The following is a 15,821-nucleotide window of genomic DNA, read 5'->3' as shown; positions in this document are numbered from 1 at the left end:
ACCATGGCCATCTCTGACGCCGTCGACACCGCCGAGGCCATCGCACCGGATAGTCCGGCGCTGCCGGACCTGATGCCCGCCGCCCTGCAGCAGCTGCTGGAAAACCGCCTGCCACGCGTGATCCGGCGCGAGCCCGACCAGGACGATGCAACACGCTGGCGGCGCTGGGAGATCGGCGGGCGAACTTTGCAGATCGCCCAGCCGGTGACCTTCACGCCCTATGCCTCGGCGCAACCATGCTCGGCGCGCTGCCGCTTCTGTTCGGAAACGCTGGACGATGGCGGCCCGCACGCCGCAGCGCTACGACCCGGTCCGCAGTACGGCGCACAGCTCCGGCAAGCGCTCGCTGCGCTGCGCGGGCTGCCGCTGTCGTGGTCGCTGTCAGGGCTGGAGACCACTGATGACGCCGGCTGGATGCTGTCCATGCTCGATGTCCTGCAGGAGCACGCGCGCCAGTCACCCGTGCAGGGCAGCGTGCTCTACACCAATGGAGGCGGCCTGGCCACGCCGCGTGGCGCGGAGCTGATCGCGCGCTTGCAGGCCTTCGATCTCGGCTGGGTGGAACTGTCGCGCCACCATCATGAGGCCCAGGCCAATCAGGCCATCATGCGTTTTCGCAGCGGACAGGCGGTTGCCACGCAGGCCGGCATCGACGCCACGCTCACGCAACTGGTGCCGCAGTTGCCGGTGAAGCTGGTGTGCATCGTGCAGCGGGGTGGCATCGATGGCGTGCCCGCGCTGAAAGCCTATCTGCGCTGGGCGCAACAGCGCGGTGTGACGGCGGTGATCCTGCGCGAGTTCTCGCAACTCGGACCGCAATACCGCAACAACGTGACGGCCCGCTACATCGGCGGCGCGCGCATCGATGTGGCGGCGTTGCTGGCAGCCTGCCTGGCCGATCCGGAACTGAGCGCCGAAGCGCAACCGGTGCATGCCACCTCCGGCTACTACTTCTGGAACGTGGTGCTGCACTGGCGCGGCATGCAGCTCACCTTCGAAGCCTCGGACTATGTGCGCATGCATGCGCGCCATGCCAGCGGACGCATCTACAAGCTGGTGTTCCATGCCAATGGCCGCCTGTGCGGCGGCTGGAATCCCGAACAACATGTGCTGCTGGAAACCACCGGTGCCGCGCCCCTGCACAGTCGCGCGGTGCAGCCGCTGCAGCTGCTGCGGAGCCCGTGATGAACGACAACAGCTGGCTGCACCTCAGCAGGCAGGACCCGGCCTGGACCCTGCCACAGGAGCTGGCCGAGACCGATCCCTTCGGCGCGCGCGATTGCGGCTGGGTGGAGCAGATGCAGCCGTTCATTGCGCATCTGTGCCCGCCTGACGGCAAGGTGTTCGATCCCTTCTGCGGATTTGGCAGCACGCTGGTCGCCGCGCACAGCGTGGGCCGCGCGGGCATCGGCATCGAGATAGATGGCCAGCGCGTGGCATTGACGCGCCAGCGGCTGCAGCGTCTCGGGGCCGATGGTCCGCCACAGCAAGTGTTGCAAGGCGATGCCACGGCGCTCGCGCATTCCCTGCCGCCGGTGGACCTGGTGTTGAGCAACGTGCCTTACTTCGGCTGCCAGTGGCCGGACGCCTCCGACGCCGCGCACGCTGGACAGCTTTACGCCAGCCAGACCTACGCCGCTTTCCTCGGCATGCTGGAGCGTCTGCTGCGCGCATTGCGCGACTGTTTGCGTCCCGGCGGCTGGCTGGTGCTGTGCGCCGAGAACCTGCGGGTGGGCGAGCAGTTCGTGCCGCTGGCCTGGGATCTGGCACGGCTGATGGCGGACCGCTTCCGTTTCGTCGAAGAACGCATCCTGGTTTATGACCGCGCCAGTACGTCCGAGACGCCCGGCCAGCTGCGCAGCAATCGTTCGCACGAATACGCGCTGATCGCGCGCCATCTGCCGCACGCCATCGATACGGAGCAGACCCTTGCCTTACTGCAAGCGCTGCAGTTGGCGCATCCGGGGTTCGTCCTTTACGGCAGCTTTGCGCGCTGGCTGCAGGATTTGCCGTTGTCGCAGGCGCCCGCCGATGCGGATCTGTTGCTGCCCGACGATCCGCGTCTGGTCGCTGCCGTGTGCCACTGGCTGGAACAGCAGGGCTTCGCGCTCACCTGCTGGGGCGCACCGTTCTCGGCCGCCATGGCCGGCTCCGCTGCGGCCGTGCTCCCGGAGCGCCACTACCTGCGCGCCGTGCGGCTCGACCGTGCGGGCCGGCAGGTGCGGCTGGACCTGTGCCTGCGCGATGCGCAGCACGATGTGGCAACTGTTCTTCCGCATGCGGTTTTCCATCACGGCTTGCCCCTGATGCCGCCAGCGCTGTTGCAGGGCCCCGGCTGAGCTGGTGTGATCACTGCGCCGCATCGTTTATTCATCGCCTGTCTACCCGCTTTTACTGCGCCTCATGCCAAAATGGCATGGGGCGCTGTCCATGCCATTTCGGTATAGTGGCTGCGTTCCAAAGGAGGGTCGCCGCCAGGCACAACGTGGTCGGCACCAAAGACAAGCCGCCGGATCAGCGCGGCAAGCCAACGGGGTAGGGAAGATGGAAATCAAATGGGTGGAGGACTTCCTCTCGGTCGTCGATACGCTGAACTTCAGCCGCTCGGCCAAACTGCGCAATGTCACGCAACCGGCCTTCGGCCGCCGCATCCGCTCGCTGGAAACCTGGCTGGGCGCCGAACTGTTCGATCGCTCGTCCTATCCCTGCACGCTCACGCCGGCCGGTGAATCCTTCGTCCCGATCGCCAAGGAAATGCTCAACCAGTCGATGCAGGCGCGGCTGGTGCTGCGCGGCCAACTGGCAGGGGCGCAATCCTCGGTACGCTTTGCGATGCCGCACACGCTCTTGCTGACGGTGTTCCCCAAGCTGCTGTCGGAAATCGAAAAGACCATCGGCGCCATCGCCACCACCGTCATGGCCGGCAACGTGCACGATGCCGTCATGGCCCTGGTGGAGCGCAACTGCGACCTGCTGCTGTGCTATGACCATCGCCAGCAGGGCATCGCCCTCGATACCGAACGCTATGCCGTGCTTTCGCTGGGCAAGGAGCCGCTGCGTCCCTATGTCAAGACGCTGCCCAGTGGCCAGCCCAAGTATGTGTTGCCAGGGACGCCCAATGATCCGCAACCTTTCCTCAGTTATTCCCCATATTCCTCGCTCTCGCGCATCGTCGAGAAGGCCCTGCATTCCAGCCCGCGCCGCGTGCACCTGTTCCGCCGCTTCGAGACCGACCTGGCTGAAGGCTTGAAGAGCATGGCCGTCGAAGGCCACGGCATCGCCTGGCTGCCGGCCAGTGCGGTGTCGCGCGAGATCGCCGAGGGCAAGCTGACCCTGGCCATCGCCCCGAACGACAGCGAAGCGCTGGAGCAGGGGCTGTGGTGCGACGAGATGGATATCCGCGTCTATCGCCGTCTGGATGGAGCCAATCCGGACATAGACCGGATCTGGAACTATCTCAAGGCCGAGCACGGCACGCCATAATTTTTCCTGCATTTTTTGAAGCCAAGGTCCCGCATGAAATTTCTCACCAACCAGCAGGTCAGCGAACTGCTGACCACCGAAGACGCCATCGCCTCCATGCGCGAGGCCTTTGCCCACGCCGCCGAGGGCGCGCATCAGGGGCGCGTGCGCACCAGTGCCGCCAATGGCGTGATGCTGTCGATGATGGGGGCGGTCATTCCATCGGCCGGGATCGCCGGGGCCAAGGTCTACACCACCATCAAGGGCCAGTTCAGGTTCGTCATCCAGCTGTTCTCCAGCGAGACCGGCGCACCGCTGTGCACGCTGGAGGGCGACGCCATGACCGGCCTGCGCACTGCGGCCGCCACGGCGGTGGCCTGCGATGCGTTGGCCCGCAAGGACGCCGCCACCCTGGCGGTGATCGGCACCGGCGTGCAGGCGCGTTCGCACATTCCGGCGCTGCTGCAGGTGCGGCCGTTCAAGGAAGTATTGATCGCCGGCTTGTCGGGCCGCGAAGCCCTGGCCGAGGAAGTCACGCGCACCCTGGGCGTTCCGGCGCGGGTGGTGAGCGTCGATGAAGCCGCCGCCGCAGCGGACGTGCTGGTCACCGTGACCCGTTCAGCCACGCCGCTGTTCGATGGCAAGCTGCTGCGTCCGGGGGCTTTCGTCGCCGCCGTCGGTGCCTCCAAGGCCAACGTGCGCGAGCTGGACGACACCGCCATCGGCCGTGCCGCCGCGCTGTTCGTGGAATGGAAGCCGCAGGCGCAGCAGGAGGCCGGCGACCTGGTGCAGTGCGCACCGGGTGTGTTCGCGTGGGACAAGGTGATGGAACTGGCGCAGGCTGTCGATGGCAGCATGCCTTATCAGCGCCAGGACGAGGACATCGTCATCTACAAGGCCATCGGCATCGGCCTGGAAGATGTGGCGCTGGCAGGGCTGGCGTATCGCAAGGCGTGTGCGCAGTACGGCTGGTAAGCCAAACCTGGGTTGCATGAAAAAAGGCGCTGCGGATTTTCCCGCAGCGCCTTTTTGTTGGGGTCAGCCTCGAATCAGGCAGTCACTTTCTTGTCCTTGGCGGCCGCTGCCGGTTTGGCCCGCAAGGCGGTGGCGGTGGCGATGAGCACGACGGCGATGCCGGTCACGGTGCCCACGGTCACCGGTTCATCCAGCAGCAGCCAGCCCCACAGCGAAGCCGTCATCGGCACCAGGAAGGTCACGGTGATGGCCTTGGTCGCCCCTTCGGCGGCAATCAGTTGGAAGAACAGTGCGTAAGCGATACCGGTACAGACCACGCCCAGCACCAGTACAGATAACAGTGCAGGCAGGGTGCCGGCCTGCAGCGCATGCGGCATCGACGGCGCGGCCAGCGGCAGCAGGCACAGGGCAGCGGCGAACTGGCTGCCGGTGGCCATGGCGATGGGCGCAATGCCGCCGGCGCGCATGCGCGTGAAGGTGGCCGCAAAACCATAGCTGACCGCCGCACTCATGGCCGCCAGCACCCCGGCGATCACCAGCGCATTGACCGGCGCCGGGCCGATGCCCACCAGCACCGCCACACCGACCAGGCCCAGCACGAAGGCCCCGGTACGCACCAGGCTCAGCCGTTCGCCCAGCAGCAGGAAACCGAACATGGCCGTGAAGATCGGTGCCAGCGAATTCATGGTGGCCATGTAGGCCGAGGGAATGTGCAGCGCCGACCAGGCAAACAGCGCGAAGGGCAGGGCGGTATTGAAGATGCCGATCACCAGGTAGGGCAGCCAGTTGCGGCGCCACTGCAGCGGCACCCCGCGCATGCGGGCAAAGGCCAGCAGCGACAGCGTGGCCAGCGAAGCACGGCCGAAGGTGGTCAGCATGGGGCCGAAGACCGGTGCGGCGATGCGCATGAGCATGAAGCTGGTGCCCCAGATGGCAGCCAGCAGCAACAGCTTGGCAATGTTGGAGGAAGACATGGGCGTGGGCGGCAGGTATGGCCAGTGGGAGGTCGATTGTACGGCCACTTCCTCGAGCCGTCCCGGTACAGTTGGCAGCTTTGTACCGGGCCACTTGACCGCAGCGCAACAGTCACCGGGGAGAATGAGGAAGAACTGTGCATGGCACCGTACCGGACCACCTGCTAGGCTTGCCAGCCTGACACTTACTGTACGGGAGCCTGCATGCTGACGATCTACGGCCGTGACAATTCCATCAACGTACGCAAGGTCCTGTGGGCCTGCAGCGAGCTGGACATTGCCTTCGAGCGGCAGGACTGGGGTATTGGTTTCAAATCGACCAGCGAGCCTTCCTTCGTTGCCATGAATCCCAATGCGATGGTGCCGGTGATTGATGATGATGGCTTCGTCCTGTGGGAGTCCAACAGCATCCTGCGCTATCTCGCCGGGCAATACGGTGACGGTGCGCTGTATCCGCAAGCACCGCGTCTGCGCGCGCGCATCGACCAGTGGATCGACTGGCAGGCCAGCGACCTCAACCGAAGCTGGAGCTATGCCTTCATGGCGCTGGTGCGCAAGTCGGCCGAGCATGGCGATGCGCAGCAACTGGCGGCTTCCATCGCCGGCTGGACGCGCTTCATGCAGGTGCTGGAACAACGGTTGCAGCACAGTGGCGGTTTCGTGGCGGGTCCTGCATTCACGCTGGCCGATATTCCGGTCGGGTTGTCGGTCAATCGCTGGTTCGGCACGCCCTTGGAGCATGCGCCCTTGCCGGCCGTGGCAGCGTATTACGAGCGTCTCAGCGAGCGGCCCGGCTTCCGCGCCTACGGCCGCAACGGCATGGCCTGATGGCGGCGGGCGCGGTACACTGCGGCCTTGCGCATGCGCGCCCATTTCCGTCCTGCAGGTTCACCATGGCCACCCGAAAGAAAAAACTGCTCTTCCTTGCCGCCTTCCTTGGCTGTCTGCTGCTGGCCAGCGTTCCCTTGTGGACTTTGCTGTTTTACTGATTTGTTTTGATTGCTTGCGCCTGCTCGAAATCGTATCAGGCGTTACTAAAAATCCTTCCAGGATTCGCTCTTCTTTTCTGCCCGATGCGGGCCGATGCGTCTTGCCCCGGCATGATGTGCGGCCTTGCTGCGGCACCGGCTGAAGGCTTCTTTCGGATTCTCTTCTTCGCGCTGCGGCTGATGTCATCACTGCAGAGGAGGAGCGTGTGCCACAAGCCTTCATCACCATCGGGGACAGGACCAGCCACGGCGGCACGGTCATCTCCGGCGATCTCACTTTCATGGCCCACGGCAAGCCGGTGGCGCGCGTGGGCGACCAGACGGTCTGCCCCCGGTGCCAGGGGACCTTCGCCATCACTACCGGTGCGGGCGACATGTTCTCGCTCGGCGCGGCCGTGGCACGCCACGGTGACCGCACCGCCTGCGGCGCCACACTCATCGCCAGCCAGGCTACCAGCACGCATGCCGAGGGCCGGATCGCCAGTCCGGAATTCCTGGCCGCTGAGGCCGAGGTAGCCAAGGCCGGCGCCGGGAACGCTGCATCGGCCGATTCCGGCATCTGCCTGAGCTGCATGCGCGATGCTGCCGTCAGCGGCGCCACCCTGCTGGTGCGCAGCTGATGGCCGCCGACGTCATGAAGCGACTGGCCGAGGCGAGGAAGACCATGCCGGCACTGCAGCTGTACGTCCTCGTGGACGGACTGCACTACGAGTCCTGCACGGATGCGGCGCTACGTGAGGCACCCGGCGTCATTGCACTTTTTGCCGAGACCGTGGATGCGCATCTGGCGCCCGCCGGGCCCTGGCTGCTGGCGGCCGAGAAGTTGTCCCCCGCGTTGCTGGAGCAGATCAGCCGCCTGGAAGCGATTGCTCCGGCGGTTTCCTGGATCATTGGCCCGCAGGATCTGCAGGGCCTGGCGCAACTATTGCGCTTGTGCATGCAGATGAGCTTGCCCGACGGACGCACTGCACTGCTGCGCTTGTGGGATCCGCGCGTGTTGGCTGCAGCAGCGCGTGACCTGAAGGGAGCACAGCGCCACACGCTCTTCGGTCACCTGTTTGAATGGCACCTGTTGCTCGATGGCCGCCGGGTTCACATCGGGAGGCCGACATGATCCGCCTCGATGAAGACGACCTGGCGCGTTTGCGTGCACGCGATACCGAACATTTCATTGCCGCCGTGGCCGACCAGTTCCTGGCCGAGCGTGGAGACCTGCAGCGTGTGCCGGGCCGCAGCGAGGTGATCCGGCGCATGCGCGAGGCCTATGCGCATGGTTTGTCGCTGGGCTTCGGTGCGTTGTCCCACCTGATCTACATGATGTATCTGTCGGCCGATTGGCCTGGCCTGTTCCGTCGTCCGGGCACCGTGCGTTACCTTCGCCGCCCGGGTGCCACGCCCGAACAAAGGCTCGATGACATGATCGCCGTCCTGCACAAGCTGGCCGCGCCGCAAGATGAGGAGCGCAAAACATGATCGCTCCCGTCGTGGCGGTACCGCTGATCAGCAGCGAGATTCTTGGATGGATAGGGCTGGGTGCTTCGGCGGTCGCAGCCGGTACCGGGGCGGCCATCTACAGCAGTTCGCGCAGGGCCGAAGAGGCCAAGTCCTCCCCATTGAGTCAGGCCGATGTACTCAAGAAAGATCAATCCTGCAAGCGCTGTCCCCCCGCAGCGGGGAGCCTGGTGCCACGCAACTGGCACATGTCTGAAGAGGCGCGGGCCTATCAGGCGCGTGTCACCGGGTTTGCGCCCTATACCGAGTGGGCCTTCGATGACATTGATTTCGATGGATTCCAGCTCGGCCCGTGTCTGCTGCAAGAGGCCAAGGCACGATATGCGCAGTTTTTTGACAGAAAGACGGGTGAGCCCAAGTTCTTCTATGGATTGAAGGGGTACCCGAATCTTATGAAACAAGCCGCCGCGCAGAGTGCGACCGTATTGAAGTCCAGTCCTGCCCACTTGTGCTGGTACGTGCAGGATCATTTGGTCTTTCGTCATCTGAGCGAGGTCTTTCCTGCCAACAAGCTCGCCATCCAACTTTTCCATAAGCCATGATCATGTATCTTGTCATCAACTTTGCCTTTGCTTCAACGCTCGCCACCTTGCCTAGCGCATCCGAACATTTCTCCATACTGTGGAAAGTCGCGGTTCTTTTGGACGCTGTGGGCATGCCGCTGGACGACTGGTGCCCTCCAGCTGATACGCCGGAAGATGCCCGGCGCATCCAGGCATTTGAAAGAGACGGTCCTACACGCGCTGCACTGGCCATTGTGGAAGAGGAGGAGCGCAGTGATCCTGCCAACGGCTTTCGTTATCTTGGTATCTGGAACGGCTATGAAGAAGAGGGCGGCTCCGCCATCCTGCTCGGATTGCAGCAGGCCGATGGACCCGGCAATTCCACTTTCCGCCTGCAGGCGCAGGCAGTTCCTGCGCTTTGTCAGAAGGCCAATCTGATCAAGGTGCTGACGGGGCTCTCGTTGCAATGGCAGCCTCCCTTCATCGCGGTCGACCCTGGCGGATATGGCATGCGCCACAAGGTCTTCGCCGATCGCCCCGGCGCCGGATGGCTGCTGTATCTGCCAGGCAGGATCACGCGCGCCCAAGTCCCCGAGGCCGCCGAGCTGCTGCCGGTATTGAACGAGGACGGACAGCAACGCGGCACCATCATCGTCTCGGTGGCGGGCGATGCGTTTGACGATGAAAACCCCGATCACATCCAGGCCGCCAACGCCATCGAAATCCGCTTGGCTGACCAGGACCTGTTGCCGCGCTACTCTGCCCTGTAACCCTCACGCAAAAAAAAATCCCCCGGGTCCGACGACCAGGGGGCCAACATCATTTCATCGCGATTCAGGCAGACACACACCAGGCGGCACCGGACATGGCACCGTCCCGCTCGCTCAATACGGCAGCCGATCGGGCGGCAGGCTGGCACGGCTGGCCAGCGGATGATGCCGCCAGCGCGCTTCGGCCAACAGGTAGATGCCCGTGGCCGAAAACGCAACGGTCACCAGCGTAGAGAGAACGGCAGTCAGCAGGAAGGTGGTGAACATGATGATCTCCTCAAGACGACTTCATCTTAGGAGAAAGCACCTTGCCTGGCTCTAGTGATTTTCCCTAGAAAACAAACAAGCCGCTCAGGGAATCCCTGAGCGGCTTGCAGACCGGCAATGCTGTCATCCTGTCATGCTGCCAAGGCAGCAAGCCCCGCAGCACGATGCCGCATCAGTGCATCAATAACGTTCCAGCCAGTGCGCGTAAGGTGCCGGCAGCGTCCAGGAAGGGCGCTCCACGCCCAGTTCCTTGGCGGCCTGGTAAGTCCAGTGCGGATTGGCCAGGTGCGAACGGCCCACCATCACCAGGTCGAGCTGGCCCTCCTTGACGGCGCGCTCGGCCAGTTCCGGCGTACCGAAGCCCCAGGCGGAAGACACCGGCACACCAGCTTCCTCGCGCACGCGCTTGGCGATCGGACCGAGGAAGGCCGGACCCCAGGGGATCTGCACTTCCGGAATGGTGAAACCGATGGTCACGCTGATCATGTCCATGCCGATCTCCTTGAACTGGCGCACCACGCCGATGGAGTCGGCCAGCGTCTGCTCGTCGCGGCCATCGTATTCCAGCACGCCGAAGCGTACCGTCAGGGCCAGGTGTTCCGGCCATACTTCACGCACGGCGCGCAGGGTTTCCAGCAGGAAGCGGGCGCGGTTTTCCACGCTGCCGCCGTAGATGTCATCACGCTGGTTGGAATGCGCCGAGAAGAAGCTCTGGCCCAGGTAGCCGTGGGCGAAGTGCAGCTCCAGCCATTCGAAGCCGGCATCACGGGCGCGGATGGCGGCATCGACGAAGTTCTGGCGCACGCGGGCGATGTCGTCCAGGCTCATGGCCTTGGGGACCTTGGGCAAGCCCTTGCCGAAAGCAATCGCGGACGGGGCGATGGTGTCCCAGCCGCGCGCGTCGTCGGCGGCCATGTGGTCGTCGCCTTCCCAGGGACGATTGGCGCTGGCCTTGCGGCCGGCGTGGCCGATCTGGATGCCGGGCACGGCACCGGCGGCCTTGATGGCTTGCACCACCGGCACGAAGGCTTGCGCCAGCTCGTCCGACCAGATGCCGGTGCAGCCCGGCGTGATGCGGCCTTCCGGGGCCACGGCAGTGGCCTCCACGATCACCAGGCCGGCACCGCCACGGGCGATGCTGGCGTAGTGCGACAGGTGCCATTCGTTGGCCTTGCCGTCCACCGCCATGTACTGGCACATGGGCGGGACGGCAATGCGGTTGCGCAGGTTCAGGTCCTTCAGCTTGAAGGGAGTAAAGAGAGCAGACATGGGTGGCTTCTTGTCAATGATGAAAATGAGATCAACAAGCGCTGCACTGGCACAGCACTCGATTCGTTTGTTCGTAAATCTTCGAACTATGGAAGGAGTATAACCCAGGGTGTATCATCTTGCAGATGCGTCCCTACAAACATCCCGAGATTGCCGAGTTCGTGCTGGAGCGCGTGCTCTACGCGCTGAGCGATTCGATCCGCCTGGAGATCGTGCGCCACCTGGCGCGCGTGGAATGTGCGACCTGCGGCGAACTCGATGGCGGGCGTCCCAAGTCCACCGTCTCGCACCACTTCAAGGTCTTGCGCGAAGCCGGCCTGGTGCGTACCGAGAGCAATGGCACCACCCACATCAACACCTTGCGCAGCGCCGATATCGAGCAGCGTTTTCCGGGGTTGCTGTCGGCCATCCTGGCCCAGCAGGACAAGCTGCCCGCCCGCCGCAAGAAAGCGGCCTGAAGCCTTCCCGTCCGCTCAGAGCTTGCCGGCCTTGACGTCGGCGTCTACTGCCACGAAGGCCGTGGCCATCGCATACTGTTCTGCCTCCACCGAGGTATTGCCGCGAAAGTCCTCGCACACCACGCGCCGGAAGGCGACCGGGTTGTCATTGCGATGCAGCTGGTAACTGCCGACCCAGGTACCGTCGATCTGTTCCCTGCTGCTGACCCGGATGAAATAGCCGTGATGCTCGGCCACGTCATTGTCGAGCTGGGTATCGATCACCGCACGCGCGTAACCCACACCGGCCACCTGCGCCGAGGCCACCGAAGCAAAGGGATTGCCGTGCAGGCCGGGGGCCGGTTCGCCATCGATCTGCACGGTGCAAAGGACGTCGCCATCGCGTTGCTGCGTGCAGGAGATGCTGATGTGCTTGCCGCGATAGGTGGCACCGTAGGTGGGGAGCATGCGTGCTTTCAAGAAGAATTGCCTGGGCGCTATAGTGGCGCGATCGTTCATCGTGGTCAATCAACTTGCAGCCGGCTTGGCGTGACAGCCGCGTAAAAAAAGCCCGCATGTTGCCATGCGAGCCTTTTCTTTCACAGCGACGATTTGCGCAGCAGATCAGGACCCGTGCTTGGCCAGACCCTCGCGCATCCGGCGCACTTCCTTCTCCGACACGGCCCCTGCCTGGTTGCTCCAGCCCTGGCGCACGAAGCTGGCCAGTTCTGCCGCTTCCTTGTCCGAGAGGCGATGGGCGAAGCCCGGCATGACCAGGATCGACGGTGCCTTCTCGGTGGACGGCGTGCGCGCCCCGGCCAGGATCACGTGCAGCAACGCGCTGGGATCGTCGGCATTGACCACGGTCGCGCCATCGAGCACCGGGAAGATGCCCGGCGCGCCCTTGCCATTGACGAAGTGGCAGGCCGCGCAATTGTCCAGGTACAGGCGCTCGCCCAGGCTCAGGTCCTTGGCGGCCGTGAGTTTCTTCGTGGTCGCCTCGGCCCCTTGCGGCGTGACGCGCCCGCTGCTGGCGGAGGCCACCGGCGAGAGCGTCTTCAGGTAAGCGGCGATGGACTGCAGGTCTTCCGGTTTCAGGTGCGCCGTGCTGTGTTCCACCACCAGGCTCATCTCGCCCGCCACTGACGCGGTCTTGTTGCGGCCGGTCTGCAGGTAGTCGACGATGTCCTGCGCGCTCCAGTGCGGCATGCCGCGCAGCGACGGTACCGCCCAGCCATTGAGGTCGCCGCCCGAGAGGAACTGGGCCTGGCTGCTGTCGCTGGCCTTCTCGTTCATGGCGAAACCACGCGGGGTGTGGCAGCTGCCGCAGTGGCCCAGGCCCTCGGCCAGATAGGCACCACGCTTGATTTCGGCGCTCCAGCCGTCCTGCTCCTTGAACGGTTTGTCATTGGCGAAGAAGACATTCCAGAGCTTCATCCCCCAGCGGATGTTGAACGGGAAGCTCATGCTGCTGGCCGGCGGCGTGGAGGCCACCGGTTTCACTCCTTGCATGAAGTAGGTGTAGAGGGCGTGGATGTCCTCGTCACTCACCTTGGCATAGCTGGGGTAGGGCATGGCCGGATAGAGCTGCGTGCCATCGGCGCGCACGCCATGGCGCACGGCCGCCGAGAATTGGGCTTCGCTGTAGTTGCCGATGCCGTGTTCCTTGTCCGGCGTGATGTTGGTCGAATAGATGATGCCGTGGCCGCTGTCGATGGCCAGTCCGCCCGAATAGGCCGGCTTGCCGGCGGCGCTGTGGCAGGCCATGCAGTCGCCGGCGCGTGCCAGGTATTGGCCGCGTGCCACCGTATCCTGGTCGGCCGCCTGCGCCACATTCAACACACCCAGCACGCCCAGCGACAACGCCAGTCCGGCCAGCAATGAAGTCATTTTTTTCATGTTCTCTCCCCCCTTCATGCCTGGACCAGCGGGCCGGGGTTCTTCAGGTACTGCGTCTTGATGGCGTGCGCGGCCATGAGCGTGATGGCACCGATGGTGGCCGTCGGATTGGCCTGGAAGTTCTGCGGGAAGGCATTGCCGCCGGGGACGAAGACGTTGTGCACATCCCAGGATTGCAGGTACTTGTTCAAGGCCGAATCGCGCGGCGAATCGCCCATGATCGCGCCGCCCACGTTGTGGGTGGAGACGTACTTGGTGATGTCCCAATGCGAATCCAGGGCCAGGAAACTTTCCGACATGTGGTCCGGATTGAGCTCCTTGGAAATCTTGAGCACGATGTCGCGCAGGTAGCGCTGCAGCTTGAGTTCGTTCTGGCGCCAGTCGAAGGTCATGCGCAACAGCGGCTGCCCCCACGGGTCCTTGTAGTTCGGATCCAGGTCCAGGAAGTGGCCGCGATAGGACATGCAGGTGGTGGTGATGCTGATCTTCATGGAATGGTCGTACCAGTCGATCATGCCTTCCTTCCAGCCGCGTCCCCAGCTGGGCGTGCCCGGCGGCAGCGCCGTGCCGATCGGCGCGCCCGAGGCTTGCGAGCTGTGGATCTTGGCACCGCCGATGAAGCCCAGCTTGATGCCATCGTCGAAGTTGCCGGGCGAAATATCGTTGAACATTTCGCCGGTGGCACCGGCCGTGGCAAAGGAATTGAAGTGCTTGTCCTTGAAGAACAGCGTCGCCCCGCCATTGGAGAGGAAGGCATAGTTGCGGCCGATGACGCCGGTCTCGGTGATCGGGTCATAGGGCTTGCCGATGCCCGAGAGCAGCATCAGGCGCACGTTGGCGAACTGGAAGCTGGAGAGGATCACGATCTTGGCCGGCTGGAACACTTCCTTCATGTTCTCGTCGATGTAGGTCACGCCGCGTGCGGTCTTCTTGTCGGCGTGCAGGTCCACGCGGATGACGTTGGCGTTGACCTTGTAATCGAAGTTGGGCAGGCGCTTGACCACATCGAGGATGGTGGTCTGCGGCGAGGCCTTGGAATAGTTCAGGCAGGGATACTTGCTGCAGAAACCGCAATAGTTGCAAGGTGCAATTTGTGCGCCATACGGATTGGTCCAGGCCTGCGAGACGTTGGCCGAGGGATTGGGGAAGGGATGGTAGCCCAGCTTGCGCGCCACGTCGGCGAACAGGGTGTTGTTGTAGGTGTCGTGCAGCGCCGGCAGCGGATAGGGGTTCGAGCGCGGTCCTTCGAAAGGATCGCCGCCCGGCTGGATCTGGCCGCGCAGGTTGCCGGTATTGCCCGACAGGCCGCAGACCTTGTCGAAGAAATCGTAGTGCGGCTCGATCTCGTTCCAGGTGAAGGGGAAATCCTTGATGCGCATCTCGGGATCGAGACTGCTGTGCTTGTAGGCCTGGTCGGCGTAGGTCTTGAGCTTGAGGTCGGTGGGCGTGGCGCGGATCAGCACCGCCGTCCAGTGCAGGCCCGAGCCGCCGACGCCGGTACCGGGCGCGAAGGCGCCCCACTTGCGGGTCGGCAGCGCCTGCTGCGCGGTGTTGTAGCGCACGGTCAGCGCAGCATCGCGCGGAGTGGCGAAGACCTTGTTGCGGGTGGCGTAGCCGTACTGGTCGGCTGGCTTGGGATAGGCGAAGTCTTCGGGCGGACGGTCCGGGCCGCGCTCCAGCGCGCGTACCTTCAGGCCGGCCTGGGCCAGTTCGATGGCCATCAGGGAGCCGGCCCAGCCGAGGCCGACGATGACGACGTCGACGTCGTCGTTGGTAATGTTAGGCATTGAATTAAGTCAGTAAGAGGTTGCAGGCGTGAACGAGGAGACAGGGCCGCGCATCAGGCGCGCTTGCCCGACAGGCTCACCGGTCCCAGCGGATACTTCACGTTGTGCTGGTCCACCCATTCGGTATAGGCCGCACGCGCGCCGGGGAATCCGATGGCGACCCAGGCCTTCATGTCCTTGTTGCCGCCGTACATGGGATCGGCCAGGTAGCCGTTCTTGGTATCGCCCAGCAGCTGGCCGAAGAACTGCGAAGGCTTCATCGCCTTCTCGCCCAGCGCGGCAAAGTCCGCCCCGTTCTTCTGCAGCGAGGTCAGCAGCGCATCCTTGTCCTTGGCCTCCAGCTGCTCGAAGCGCTTGCCATGCTGTTGCTGGCTGATCTGCTGGGTCAGCTCGATGCCGATGCGGTAGACGTCCTGCGGCGCGTAGGGAATCTGGAAGCCCAGCGTGGCCGGTGCATCGGTCTGGTGCGGACCCTGCTGGTAGATGTCGCTGCCCAGGCCGGCATGCAATTGCTGGTCGATGAAGACCGGCACATTGGTTTCCAGCGCGCCCGGCCCGCGCCCTTCGGCGGGGATCAGGCGGTCGCAGGCGGCCAGGATGAAGAGCCATTGGGCGGCATTGAAGAACACCGGCTGGTAGTGTTGCAGCTCGATGCCTTCCAGGCCATCGGCCCGGGCCTGCTTGAGCAGGGGCAGCGAGACTAGCGGCACTGCCGCTGCGGTGGCCGCGAGGACGGCACGCCGCGAGGGACTGAACTTGGTGGTCATGATGGGAGCAAAGTGGAGTGGTTGGAAAACAAGCTGCGCGAGGCATCGGGACACGGACGCATCGGGCAGGACTGCGCCCGCCATGACCGCTGCACGGCACGCGCGCCGGCACCCGCAATGCCGCGTGGAGCGGCCTGCGCAGGATGAGACGTCGTTGCAATGGAATGGGTCATGGGTCGCAATTTCAGAGTGGGTCAACGCGTCTCCGAT

18 protein-coding genes are annotated in these 15,821 nt (G+C 64.3%); 11 read left to right on the top strand and 7 right to left on the bottom strand.

Translation table 11 applies throughout. The features are described from left to right. Positions 1-3 precede the first annotated feature (3 nt). The 4 genes from J2X56_RS17630 (at position 4) to J2X56_RS17615 (ending at position 4,437) form a co-directional block, all read left to right on the top strand. Positions 4-1,185: a hypothetical protein gene (locus J2X56_RS17630; RefSeq protein ID WP_310161303.1), complete on the top strand. Its 1,182-nt coding sequence runs from the start codon at positions 4-6 to the stop codon at positions 1,183-1,185. Continuing rightward, entirely contained in the window at positions 1,185-2,339 is a 1,155-nt protein-coding gene (locus J2X56_RS17625; RefSeq protein ID WP_310161300.1) for a DNA methyltransferase, read from the top strand. The genes J2X56_RS17630 and J2X56_RS17625 overlap by 1 nt, the downstream gene beginning before the upstream one ends. A gap of 205 nt (positions 2,340-2,544) precedes the next feature. After that, complete coding sequence (locus J2X56_RS17620) at positions 2,545-3,483, top strand: LysR family transcriptional regulator (RefSeq protein ID WP_039784761.1); 939 nt, start codon at positions 2,545-2,547, stop codon at positions 3,481-3,483. Between the two features lie 33 nt (positions 3,484-3,516). After that, entirely contained in the window at positions 3,517-4,437 is a 921-nt protein-coding gene (locus J2X56_RS17615; RefSeq protein ID WP_121041109.1) for an ornithine cyclodeaminase family protein, read from the top strand. A 74-nt stretch (positions 4,438-4,511) separates the two neighbouring features. On the opposite strand, the gene J2X56_RS17610 is transcribed toward J2X56_RS17615, so the two are convergent. Then, the gene (locus J2X56_RS17610) at positions 4,512-5,411 is read right to left on the bottom strand and encodes a DMT family transporter (protein ID WP_121041107.1); all 900 of its coding nucleotides are present in this window, start codon (positions 5,409-5,411) and stop codon (positions 4,512-4,514) included. Positions 5,412-5,615: 204 nt separating this feature from the next. On the opposite strand from J2X56_RS17610, the gene J2X56_RS17605 reads away from it, so the two are divergent. The 6 genes from J2X56_RS17605 to J2X56_RS17580 all read left to right on the top strand — a co-directional run bounded on the left by J2X56_RS17605 (position 5,616) and on the right by J2X56_RS17580 (position 9,185). After that, positions 5,616-6,239 (top strand): glutathione S-transferase family protein, encoded by a 624-nt coding sequence (locus tag J2X56_RS17605; RefSeq protein ID WP_121041105.1) that lies wholly within the window; start codon positions 5,616-5,618, stop codon positions 6,237-6,239. A 367-nt stretch (positions 6,240-6,606) separates the two neighbouring features. Next, on the top strand, positions 6,607-7,020 hold the full coding sequence (locus tag J2X56_RS17600) for a PAAR domain-containing protein (protein WP_310161293.1): 414 nt from the start codon (positions 6,607-6,609) through the stop codon (positions 7,018-7,020). Beyond that, entirely contained in the window at positions 7,020-7,514 is a 495-nt protein-coding gene (locus J2X56_RS17595; protein WP_310161291.1) for a DUF4123 domain-containing protein, read from the top strand. The genes J2X56_RS17600 and J2X56_RS17595 overlap by 1 nt, the downstream gene beginning before the upstream one ends. Then, positions 7,511-7,873 carry a hypothetical protein gene (locus J2X56_RS17590; protein ID WP_310161290.1) on the top strand — a complete coding sequence of 121 codons (363 nt, stop codon included), beginning with the start codon at positions 7,511-7,513 and terminating at the stop codon, positions 7,871-7,873. Before J2X56_RS17595 ends, J2X56_RS17590 begins: the two co-directional genes overlap by 4 nt. Further along, a complete protein-coding gene (locus J2X56_RS17585; RefSeq protein ID WP_134134129.1) occupies positions 7,870-8,454 on the top strand; it encodes a restriction endonuclease fold toxin 5 domain-containing protein in 585 nt (194 codons plus the stop codon). The genes J2X56_RS17590 and J2X56_RS17585 overlap by 4 nt, the downstream gene beginning before the upstream one ends. 2 nt (positions 8,455-8,456) lie before the next feature. Then, positions 8,457-9,185, top strand: a complete 729-nt coding sequence (locus tag J2X56_RS17580) for an Imm52 family immunity protein (RefSeq protein WP_245202253.1) — start codon at positions 8,457-8,459, stop codon at positions 9,183-9,185. A 114-nt stretch (positions 9,186-9,299) separates the two neighbouring features. Here J2X56_RS17580 and J2X56_RS17575 read toward each other — a convergent pair whose 3' ends face one another. Together J2X56_RS17575 and J2X56_RS17570 are read right to left on the bottom strand one after the other, a co-directional pair. Continuing rightward, on the bottom strand, positions 9,300-9,452 hold the full coding sequence (locus J2X56_RS17575; RefSeq protein ID WP_166675512.1) for a hypothetical protein: 153 nt from the start codon (positions 9,450-9,452) through the stop codon (positions 9,300-9,302). Between the two features lie 180 nt (positions 9,453-9,632). Further along, positions 9,633-10,721: an NADH:flavin oxidoreductase/NADH oxidase gene (locus J2X56_RS17570; protein WP_121041093.1), complete on the bottom strand. Its 1,089-nt coding sequence runs from the start codon at positions 10,719-10,721 to the stop codon at positions 9,633-9,635. A gap of 125 nt (positions 10,722-10,846) precedes the next feature. On the opposite strand from J2X56_RS17570, the gene J2X56_RS17565 reads away from it, so the two are divergent. Then, a complete protein-coding gene (locus tag J2X56_RS17565; RefSeq protein WP_310161283.1) occupies positions 10,847-11,179 on the top strand; it encodes a helix-turn-helix domain-containing protein in 333 nt (110 codons plus the stop codon). 15 nt (positions 11,180-11,194) lie between these two features. Here J2X56_RS17565 and J2X56_RS17560 read toward each other — a convergent pair whose 3' ends face one another. From J2X56_RS17560 to J2X56_RS17545, 4 genes are all read right to left on the bottom strand, one after another. Further along, positions 11,195-11,626 (bottom strand): hypothetical protein, encoded by a 432-nt coding sequence (locus J2X56_RS17560; protein ID WP_310161280.1) that lies wholly within the window; start codon positions 11,624-11,626, stop codon positions 11,195-11,197. A 156-nt stretch (positions 11,627-11,782) separates the two neighbouring features. Next, positions 11,783-13,057, bottom strand: coding sequence for a cytochrome c (locus J2X56_RS17555; protein ID WP_310161277.1), 1,275 nt, complete (start codon positions 13,055-13,057; stop codon positions 11,783-11,785). A gap of 14 nt (positions 13,058-13,071) precedes the next feature. Beyond that, a complete protein-coding gene (locus J2X56_RS17550; RefSeq protein WP_088755552.1) occupies positions 13,072-14,844 on the bottom strand; it encodes a GMC family oxidoreductase in 1,773 nt (590 codons plus the stop codon). Between the two features lie 53 nt (positions 14,845-14,897). Beyond that, positions 14,898-15,611 (bottom strand): gluconate 2-dehydrogenase subunit 3 family protein, encoded by a 714-nt coding sequence (locus tag J2X56_RS17545; RefSeq protein WP_310161265.1) that lies wholly within the window; start codon positions 15,609-15,611, stop codon positions 14,898-14,900. Positions 15,612-15,821: the final 210 nt, after the last annotated feature.

The sequence above is a fragment of the Herbaspirillum sp. 1173 genome (assembly GCF_031455335.1).
Taxonomy (GTDB): domain Bacteria; phylum Pseudomonadota; class Gammaproteobacteria; order Burkholderiales; family Burkholderiaceae_D; genus Herbaspirillum; species Herbaspirillum huttiense.
The sequence above is the reverse complement of the archived record's forward strand: the minus strand, read 5'-3'. Positions and strand labels throughout refer to the sequence as shown.